This is a genomic window from Microcoleus sp. F10-B2 (assembly GCF_036704965.1).
Lineage (GTDB): Bacteria > Cyanobacteriota > Cyanobacteriia > Cyanobacteriales > Microcoleaceae > Microcoleus.
Genome location: NZ_JAUBTB010000160.1, coordinates 1 through 9,161 on the forward strand (window position 1 = coordinate 1; position 9,161 = coordinate 9,161).

Annotated in this window: 10 protein-coding genes; 6 read left to right on the plus strand and 4 right to left on the minus strand. The window is 44.9% G+C overall.

Features of this window, described 5'->3' with window-relative positions; translation table 11 throughout:
- Nucleotides 1-229 precede the first annotated feature (229 nt).
- Nucleotides 230-565, minus strand: coding sequence for a cupin domain-containing protein (locus QUA99_RS31490; protein ID WP_333245136.1), 336 nt, complete (start codon nt 563-565; stop codon nt 230-232).
- 14 nt (nt 566-579) lie between these two features.
- Complete coding sequence (locus QUA99_RS31495) at nt 580-1,359, minus strand: methyltransferase domain-containing protein (RefSeq protein WP_333245133.1); 780 nt, start codon at nt 1,357-1,359, stop codon at nt 580-582.
- 543 nt (nt 1,360-1,902) lie between these two features.
- Between QUA99_RS31495 and QUA99_RS31500 the strand changes: the two genes are divergently transcribed.
- Nucleotides 1,903-2,370 carry a hypothetical protein gene (locus QUA99_RS31500; protein ID WP_333245130.1) on the plus strand — a complete coding sequence of 156 codons (468 nt, stop codon included), beginning with the start codon at nt 1,903-1,905 and terminating at the stop codon, nt 2,368-2,370.
- Between the two features lie 79 nt (nt 2,371-2,449).
- Here QUA99_RS31500 and thiO read toward each other — a convergent pair whose 3' ends face one another.
- Nucleotides 2,450-3,547 carry a glycine oxidase ThiO gene (thiO, locus tag QUA99_RS31505; protein ID WP_333245127.1) on the minus strand — a complete coding sequence of 366 codons (1,098 nt, stop codon included), beginning with the start codon at nt 3,545-3,547 and terminating at the stop codon, nt 2,450-2,452.
- A gap of 296 nt (nt 3,548-3,843) precedes the next feature.
- On the minus strand, nt 3,844-4,182 hold the full coding sequence (locus tag QUA99_RS31510) for a 2Fe-2S iron-sulfur cluster-binding protein (RefSeq protein WP_333107358.1): 339 nt from the start codon (nt 4,180-4,182) through the stop codon (nt 3,844-3,846).
- A gap of 117 nt (nt 4,183-4,299) precedes the next feature.
- On the opposite strand from QUA99_RS31510, the gene cimA reads away from it, so the two are divergent.
- The 5 genes from cimA (at nt 4,300) to QUA99_RS31535 (ending at nt 8,943) form a co-directional block, all read left to right on the plus strand.
- Nucleotides 4,300-5,913: a citramalate synthase gene (gene cimA / locus QUA99_RS31515; protein WP_333245124.1), complete on the plus strand. Its 1,614-nt coding sequence runs from the start codon at nt 4,300-4,302 to the stop codon at nt 5,911-5,913.
- Nucleotides 5,914-6,072: 159 nt separating this feature from the next.
- Nucleotides 6,073-6,753: a PDDEXK nuclease domain-containing protein gene (locus tag QUA99_RS31520; protein WP_333245121.1), complete on the plus strand. Its 681-nt coding sequence runs from the start codon at nt 6,073-6,075 to the stop codon at nt 6,751-6,753.
- Nucleotides 6,725-7,117: a PDDEXK nuclease domain-containing protein gene (locus tag QUA99_RS31525; protein ID WP_333245118.1), complete on the plus strand. Its 393-nt coding sequence runs from the start codon at nt 6,725-6,727 to the stop codon at nt 7,115-7,117. The genes QUA99_RS31520 and QUA99_RS31525 overlap by 29 nt, the downstream gene beginning before the upstream one ends.
- Before the next feature lie 232 nt (nt 7,118-7,349).
- The gene (locus QUA99_RS31530; RefSeq protein WP_333245116.1) at nt 7,350-7,544 is read left to right on the plus strand and encodes a hypothetical protein; all 195 of its coding nucleotides are present in this window, start codon (nt 7,350-7,352) and stop codon (nt 7,542-7,544) included.
- 43 nt (nt 7,545-7,587) lie between these two features.
- Entirely contained in the window at nt 7,588-8,943 is a 1,356-nt protein-coding gene (locus tag QUA99_RS31535) for a serine/threonine-protein kinase (RefSeq protein ID WP_333245113.1), read from the plus strand.
- Nucleotides 8,944-9,161 lie beyond the last annotated feature (218 nt).

The following is a 9,161-nucleotide window of genomic DNA, read 5'->3' on the forward strand; positions in this document are numbered from 1 at the left end:
TTCGTTTAATTACCCTTATTCTCGCCTGGTTTAATTGACTTTATACTACCCCCTCGTAAAAAACCTACACCTGTCAGGGGGTAGGCACGGGGCACTACCCCTACAAATTCGCGATTTTCGTAAGAATGAAACCGCCCGGCCCCACTGTGAACCGGGGCGGGTTTACGAAATTATTGATTTTAGGCAATTAGGGTTGGTAAAACCCGCCCCTACAGCAATATTTAGGGAATTAATTGACTTCGGAAAGTGTCAAAATAAACGCCAATTTTTCTTCAGCTTTCAAAGCGTGAATAGCTTTAGCGGGCATGAAGACAAACACGCCCGGTTCCAAAACAATATCCTTGCCTTCCAAAGTCAAAAGACCCTTTCCTTCGATGACATTAACTGTGGCATTCCGCGCCGAACTGTGTTCGGAAATTTCGGTGCCAGCAGCCAGACAAAATAGGCTGTACTGGCAATTATTGTCCTTTACTAAAATTTTGCTCAGCACTCCGGCGGCGGGATATTCAATTGCGTCTCGGAGTTGGATTGCTGAAGATTGTAGCGGTAAAAGAGTAGCAGTCATAGTTTTTGACTCCGTTAATATTGTTTTGTTGTACAAAGGATGATGTAGCCTAGATCCTGTTGGTAATGCTGGAAAACTAGACGCATTGCTAAAACTCGATCGCGAATTTGAGATCGGCTTAAAATATTCCACAAAATCCGCACAGTACCCACAAACCCTTCATCTTCAACCATTCGCCGCAAGTTGAGGAGTCCCATCACCCCGGTTTGACACTTTTCTACTTGCAAACCCGCGTTTTGGCAAACAGCAATCCAGCCCGACTCAGACAAAGGCGTGGAATTAGCCCGAGTCACTTCTGATAAAGCTTTGTGAATTTGTGATTCTCGGTTTCGGGCTAAAAGTTCGTGAGAGAGAAACTTGCCCCCGGGCTTTAAACGATCGCAAATTCCCGATACAATTTTAGCTTTCCCCGACGGCGACTGCATCGTCAGGATAGCTTCAGCCAACACCCAATCAAACTGTTGGGAAATCCGATCCAAGTGAAAAATATCTCCTTCCACAATTTCCACTCGATCGCTCAAACCGGCTGCTGCAACATTAGCACGAGCGCGCGCCACACTGTCAGGATTTTTCTCAACTCCCACTACTTTTACGCCAAAACGTTTAGCAAGGGCGATCGAACTATATCCAAAACTAGCAGCCAACTCCAAAACAGTCTCCCCTGGCTGAAAATCCGCCCATCCAAATAACTGTTCCGTAGCAAATTCACCCCCCGGCCTCAGCATTTTCTTGCCAGCCGCCGCGAGCACTTCATGTCCCGGTGCAGTCTTAAAATTGAGAGCAGTATCGGTCATTAAATTGACCTCCTATTTAATCTTACTCTCAGCTTGCCAAATTATCCTAAATCTTTCTATGATCTAGCTCATATTCAACTTATTGTAAGGTGGGTCAACCTCATGTATTTTTACAGTTATCCCAAAGATTTCAAGAGGCTGACGCATCCTACAAAATCGGGAATCATATATCGTAGGGTGCGTCAGTTCGATCGCTGCAAACCGCGCCAACCCCATATCAATAAACGGACGTTGGTCTAAAATCTTGTTATTTGCGGGCTACATGGGCGGACAAACTCAGTAAGCTGTCACGCATTTAAATTGCATATTCAGGGCGGGCTTTCTGGCCCACCCCACAAGACTTAGATTATTTTTTGACATTCAATTTAAATGCACAACAGCTTATCACCTCGCCCGCGTTTTTGGCAAACCGCCTCTCATTTGCCAATTTTGACCTGCTTGAGACGAGAATTTCAGGAACGATCGCAATTGCGTGCGTTTTTTGTGCTCGGAGATAGCTCGGGTTTGCTACAATCTAATCGCACACGCGACTAGAAATGGATTATGACCGAACTATTAGATGAGACGCTTTCTGTTGAAATGGCTGCTCGCATCAAAAGCAACCGTAAAAACTGCTTTGACAACGCCTGTAAAGCAGCGTTAGCCACAGAGGGCGCAATCTACGTCCAAGGATTTTTAGCTGTGCCCGGAGCACCGTATAAACCCATCGAGTATAGCTGGATTGAACTCGACGAGCGAATTGTTGACCCAACCTTTCCCCATCTCGGTTTAATCGCTCAAGATATTCATTACTTCCCTGTACAGCGCTTCAGGGTCAAGAAACTCAAAGCAATCCTAGAAGAATCAAAAGAAGATTATCCAGAAGACGACCCGCTGCCGATTTATGGCAATCAACCTTATGAATATTACGGCGATTTGATGTTAGGCGGTAGCGATTACCAAAATGCTTACGATTTGGCTGTCGCTAAATGCAGAGAATTGAACCAACCCAAAAAACAGGAATCGAATTAATCAGGACTAAGGCAAAAAAATGGTGGGACGCGCTACTTACAGCCGTAAGGTGCGCAGTGCACACCCTACATAGCGAGGTTCAAGTAAGTTCTGAAAATCCAAACCTCGAACAATTAAAAGCAGCCAATAACGGATCGGATTTCTGATTGCAAATTAAATCCGCCAACAATTTAGCCGTCACCGGAGCCAACAAAATGCCATTGCGGTAATGCCCTGTAGCCAATGTCAAATTCTCCCAAGCACTAGCACCCAAAATCGGCAACTCATCAGGAGTAGCCGGCCGAAACCCCCACCAAAACTCCAGAATCGGATAATTTTGTAATTCTGGATATAACTTAATAGCTCCTGCTAGCAAACTTTGCATTCCCGCCGCAGTATTTCCGGGAGTAAATCCGACATTTTCGCTAGTAGCGCCTATAATAATTCTGCCATCTTGACGCGGCACAATATAAATGCCAGTCCCGAATAAAACTGTTTGCAGCGGCTGCATCACTCCACTATTTTCTGGTACGCATACTGACAGCATTTGCCCCTTGATCGGATAAACAGGAATATGCAATAATTTCTCAGACCAAGGGCCGGAAGCCAAAACATAACGGTCAGCTTGTAATTTTCCTGCCGTTGTTTCCACTCCAAAAACTCTGCTTCCCTGCCGAATAATTTCCCCTGCATTACCTTGAATAATCTCAATCTGCAATTCTTTACTTGCAACTTGAAGCGTCCGAAATAAAGCGCGGTTGTCTACTTGAGCGTCGTCAGGATACCACCAACCGCCAATTACTTCTTGACCTAATCCAAACTGTTGCTGGCGAACAGTATCTCTGTCCAACCATTGATAATTAAGGTTTGACAAAAGCGGCTTTTCTTGAGGCTCATCTTGACACACTGGCGCGAGAATTCCCGATCGCCAATATCCCGTTTTCAATCCGGTAATATCTTCTAGCCGTTCCACCCAGGCGGGATACAGTGCGCGGCTTTGCAAGCACAAATCGAGCATCGGGCTGGGGGGAATTCGTTCGGCTTGCGGGGCTAGCATTCCGGCGGCAGCCCGGGCCGTCGGTTGTTTAGAATCGGCGGTGAGAACAGCGACAGAGGCCCCTCGCAATTTCAGTTCTACTGCTAGCGAAAGACCAATTATTCCGCCGCCAATAATCAGAATATCTTGAGATGAATTCATTAACTTTGATATGGACTTTCTGGGTTTTTTGACCGAAAGCATCTAGGATACAAGCCCCCGGATTCATCCGTGGAGAAATAAAAAAAACGTGTATCCGATGAAACTTGCCCCCCGAATTTATCCGTGGGGTCAATGCTTCAATCTAAAATCTCAAATCTCAAATCTCAAATCGATTGACCTCTCGGCTTTCTTTATGGTAAGGTGCCCCGCGTGCACCTTACAGTTAGAATTCTTGTGCAAGTCTTACATATTATCTTGCCAGGCGATCGTCCTATCTGCCTTTCTTAACAAAAAATCTAGGCTTGTGGTTTCCAGACAGTTTCAGAACCCTGGCCCCAGAAACCGTCATATTTTGTCACCTTAATATCGCCTAAAACCTTGGTTTGGCAGGACAAACGGCGGTTGGATGCGGGAGAATGCGGAGGAACCGAAAGTCGGGCTTTTTCGCGCCACTGGGGCTCGGAAACTTCGCCCTCGACGGTGACGGCGCAGGTGCCGCAAGTGCCGAGACCGTGGCAGTTGATGACTTTGGCGTTGCCGTTGTAGAGATCGATGCCGTTTTTGAGCAAAACTTCACGGAGATTGGCTCCGCGATCGCACTCAAATGTTTTTCCTTGCGCTTGTACCTTGACCACAGTAATTTACCCCTGTTAGATTTATGTTAATTTTCATATATATTATCGCATTAATTTCAAATAAATCCATCTAATATAGTAAGTGATATATTACCAAGTTCTCGATCGCAATTTCCCATGACAAATCGGCTCTGGATCTACGATACCACGCTGCGAGACGGTGCTCAGTGCGAGGGACTCTGCTTATCTCTCGAAGATAAACTGCGAATTGCTCGGCAATTAGACAGTTTAGGAATTCCCTTTATTGAAGGAGGCTGGCCGGGGGCGAATCCTAAAGACGTACAATTTTTTTGGCGGCTCAAAGAACAGCCGCTAACTCAAGCCGAAGTTGTCGCTTTTTGTTCGACAAGGCGACCGGGAACAACTGCAGCAAATGATGAAATGTTGCAGGCTATTTTGTCCGCCGGTACTCGCTGGGTGACACTGTTTGGCAAGTCGTGGGATTTGCACGTTATTGAAGGTTTGAAGACGACGCTAGAAGAAAATCTGGCGATGATTCGAGATACAATTGAATATTTGCGGAGTCAGGGAAGGCGCGTTATTTACGATGCCGAACACTGGTTTGACGGCTACAAGCAGAATCGAGATTATGCTATTAAAACTTTAAAAGCGGCGGCGGATGCCGGTGCAGAATGGCTGGTGCTTTGCGATACTAACGGCGGTACTTTGCCTCACGAAGTCAGTCAGGTTGTTCGCGAGGTTTTAGAAGCTTTAGGAACCAATCGCGAAAAATCTTTACAGTTAGGAATTCACACTCACAACGACTCGGGAGTTGCAGTTGCTAATGCTTTGGCTGCTGTACGGGAAGGAGTGACGATGGTACAGGGAACTATTAACGGTTACGGCGAACGCTGCGGCAATGCTAATTTATGTTCGCTGATTCCTAATTTTCAGCTCAAGTTGGGTTATGATTGCATTCAAGACGAGCAATTAGTTAAATTAACTCAAGTAAGTCGATCGGTCAGCGAAATTGTCAATCTTGCTCCCGATGACCGCGCTCCTTTTGTCGGTCTTTCCGCTTTTGCTCACAAGGGCGGAATTCACGTATCGGCGGTTGAGAAAAATCCGCTGACTTACGAGCACTTGGAACCAGAAAAAATTGGCAACTGTCGCCGCATTGTGATTTCAGATCAAGCTGGTTTGAGCAATGTTTTGGCGAAGGCTCGGACTTTTGGCATTGAACTCGATCGCAAAAATCCTGCTTGCCGCCAAATTCTAGAAAAATTGAAAGATTTGGAAAGCCAGGGATATCAATTTGAAGGTGCTGAGGCGTCTTTTGAATTGTTAATGCGGGAAGCCTTGGAACAACGGCCGCCGTGGTTTGAAATTAAGGGATTTCAAGTCCACTGCGATAAGGTTGGCGAAGATTGTATGGCTTTGGCAACGGTGAAATTGTCAGTAAACGGGACAAATATTTTGGAAGCTGCGGAAGGAAACGGCCCGGTTTCGGCTTTGGACGCGGCTTTGCGGAAAGCTTTGGTGAACTTTTATCCCGCCATCGCGCATTTTTACTTGACAGATTACAAGGTGCGGATTCTCGACGGCGCTGCGGGAACTTCTGCTAAAACTCGCGTATTGGCTGAGTTTAGTAACGGTCAAGACCGCTGGACGACGGTTGGGGTTTCTGGTAATATTTTGGATGCTTCTTGTCAGGCAGTGGTTGAAGGTTTGGAGTACGGTTTGGTACTAGAAAATCAAGAGGCGATCGCCCTAGTTTGCAGGGTACATTAACGAGTAGAAAATAGCAAACAAAAACCGGGCGGGCAGGATGCCCACCCCACAAGAAAAATCACTCTTTGTGGAACAGGCATCTTGCCTGTTCTGGATAATAGCTTAAAATGTGAGATGAAATAGAGGCGATCGTTCGGGAAAATATGCGGGAGTTAGTTTATGGCGAATAACTTACCAATTCCAGAAGATTATTATGATTTTCTGCGGGAACTTAAGGGACGTATTTTGCAAGCTCAAGTGCGGGCTGTGATTTCGGTCAACCGCGAATTAGTGTTGCTTTACTGGCAAATTGGACGGGATATTTTAAACCGACAACAGCAGCGAGGATGGGGAGCAAAAGTTATAGACAATATAGCTGCTGACTTGCAAAAAGCTTTTCCTGAGATGAAGGGTTTTTCATCTCGCAATCTCAAGTATATGAGGAGTTTTGCGGAAACTTACCCGGATGAACAATTTGTGCAACAGGTTGTTGCACAAATTCCTTGGGGGCATAATCTCCGCATTCTGGATGCTGTGAAAGATTCCGCTGAGCGTGAGTGGTATATTCGCCAAACTATCGAGGAAGGATGGAGTCGAAATGTGTTAGTTCATCAGATAGAAAGCGGGCTGTATCGGCGACAAGGGAAAGCTGATACGAACTTCTCTCGCACTCTCCCCAACCCGCAATCTGAACTGGCGCAGCAGTTGTTGAAAGACCCTTATAATTTTGATTTTATCAGTTTAGGCAAAGAAGCACAAGAGAGAGAATTAGAGAAGGCTTTAATCGATCGAATTCGCGATTTTTTGCTGGAGTTGGGAGTGGTTTGCTTTTGTGGGCAGTCAGTATCATCTGGAGGTTGAAGGGGAAGATTTTTATATTGATTTATTGTTTTATCATTTACGTTTGCGGTGTTTTGTGGTAATTGATTTGAAGGTAGAAGCGTTTAAGCCGGAGTTTTCTGGGAAGATGAGTTTTTACGTTTCGGCGGTGGATGATTTGCTGAAACACCGGGATGATATGCCGACTATTGGGATGATTTTATGTAAAAATAAAAAGCAGAAGATTGTCGAATATGCTTTGCGGGATATGAATAAACCGATCGGCGTTTCGACTTATCAATTGCGGGAGGCTTTGCCGGAGCAGTTACAGGGAAGTTTGCCAACTGTTGAGCAGTTAGAAGCTGAGTTAGAGGCGGTAGAATTGGAAATTGAGGAGGAACGATAAAAGGCGAGCTTGCTGCCAGATTTTTGATTTTACTGATGATAGATTATTGATGGCGACGCACTTTACGACGATCGTGCTGTGGAATCTAAATACACAGCCCGAACCGCTATAATGCGAGTACCTCAGAAACAGAAGTATCATTCGCTAGAGAGCTAATCCATGACCGCAGCGATCGTGGACTCCTGGTAGTGCCACGATCGTTTCAGGGCTAACCTGGAAAACCTATGAAACCTTGCTGCAAGACTTGGGAGATAATCGCCCAACTCGCATTGCCTGTGACCAGGGAGTATTGGAGATCGGGATTCCAGGAGAACCTCACGAAATCGTCAATCGGCTGCTGGCAAAAATCATTACAATGCTGGCAATGGAGTTGGGGATGGAGGCGAATGATTTTGGTTCGACTACGCTGAATTGTGAAAGCATCTGAAAATTAAAGTGTGCCATCATAATACTACCCTACTTTTATAGATATGCAATCCACAAATGAGTATCCAGACTTTAGTTCTCAAGGATATCAGGTTGACCGAGTTCTAGGGGAAAATCGCTCTGGAGGTCGAGTTACTTACAAAGCAATTCAAATAAAAGATCAAAAAGCTGTTGCGATCAAGCAATTTCAATTTGCAACCAGCACAACCTCTTGGGCTGGGTATAATGCTTATCAAGCAGAACTTAAGATATTAAGATCGCTTAATCATCCTAACATACCCCTATATCTTAATTCATTTGAAACGGCGAACGGTTTTTGCTTGATTCAGGAATACAAAAAAGCTGTTCCTTTGTCTCATGCTCAACATTTTGAGCCACAGGAAATTAAGCAAATTGCTGTTGAAATATTGAATGTTCTTGTCTATTTACAGCAGCACTCTCCCTCTATTGTACATAGAGATATTAAGCCAGAAAATATTCTGGTTAATCGTTCACGACAGATCGCAGCTTATCTCATAGACTTTGGCTTTGCCCGCACAAGTGACGATACAACAGTTAGCAGTGTTGTTAAAGGCACAATGGGATTTATGCCACCAGAACAACTATTCAATCGTGAACTGACAGAATCATCCGATCTCTATAGTTTAGGAATGACACTAATTTGTTTGTTGACAAAAACAAAATCAACGGAGATTGGGAATTTACTCGATGAGCATGGTCATATTCAATTTAAAAAGAAGCTACCGAGATTGAACGATCAGTTTGTTAACTGGCTAGAGAAAATGGTATCTACCAGCATTAAAACCCGCTATCCTAATGCCGCTATTGCGTTGAAGGAACTTCAGCCAATTGACATTGGTCGTGAAAACGGTATCCTTGGAAAAGCGTTGAATTTCACAAATTCCACACCAACAAAGGTTATATTTGGCAGCCTAGTCATTTTTGGAATCATGGCATCGCTTGGCAAACTGATTGTGCCTCAACAAGCTCCTATGACTAGATACATAGGGAAAAACCTTGGTTCTTTGTCTGCATCAGAACCCAGAGTTTCGCTACCACAAGCTAATGACTCACCCCCATCCTTGACTGGAGACTCTTCTGATATGAACGAAATATTTTCCATGGTGAACAACACCCTGTGGCGAGTGGGGGCAGAACCTGGATTTTACCATCCAGTTCCCTGGAGATTTTCCGCCGACGGAACTGTGAGTGCAAGTAATTTGTGGCGGGGTGTTTGGAAAAAAAGCAATGTTAGGGCACGATCAATTGAAGTTCGCATATGGATGCACGAAAATGGTGATACAGATAGTTTCTCTGTAATGTTTAGCCCTGACGGGCAAAGTTTTACCGCCTTTAAGGAAGGCAAAAAATATCGCTTTGCTGAAAGGATAATGCCCTAGGAAGGCAGAGTTTCATCCCATGACTCAAGCAATCTGTGTGCGCAATCCTCGCACGGGTGAGGTGGATGCCTGGATTACACAATGGTATTGTAAAACTTCGTTGAGTTTATAAGCAGTTATAAACAATAATGGTATCAGATCGGGCGTTGCTGAGTTAGAGTATGAATAGGAGGAATAATTTATGCAATGCCCAGAATGTAAATCAACCCATATCCGTA

Excerpts from the sequence above, each read along its gene's own strand:
- QUA99_RS31490 (WP_333245136.1), bottom strand. The coding sequence starts at position 565 with ATGACTGCTACTCTTTTACCGCTACAATCTTCAGCAATCCAACTCCGA.
- QUA99_RS31495 (WP_333245133.1), bottom strand. The coding sequence starts at position 1,359 with ATGACCGATACTGCTCTCAATTTTAAGACTGCACCGGGACATGAAGTG.
- QUA99_RS31500 (WP_333245130.1), top strand. The coding sequence starts at position 1,903 with ATGACCGAACTATTAGATGAGACGCTTTCTGTTGAAATGGCTGCTCGC.
- thiO (WP_333245127.1), bottom strand. The coding sequence starts at position 3,547 with ATGAATTCATCTCAAGATATTCTGATTATTGGCGGCGGAATAATTGGT.
- cimA (WP_333245124.1), top strand. The coding sequence starts at position 4,300 with ATGACAAATCGGCTCTGGATCTACGATACCACGCTGCGAGACGGTGCT.
- QUA99_RS31520 (WP_333245121.1), top strand. The coding sequence starts at position 6,073 with ATGGCGAATAACTTACCAATTCCAGAAGATTATTATGATTTTCTGCGG.
- QUA99_RS31535 (WP_333245113.1), top strand. The coding sequence starts at position 7,588 with ATGCAATCCACAAATGAGTATCCAGACTTTAGTTCTCAAGGATATCAG.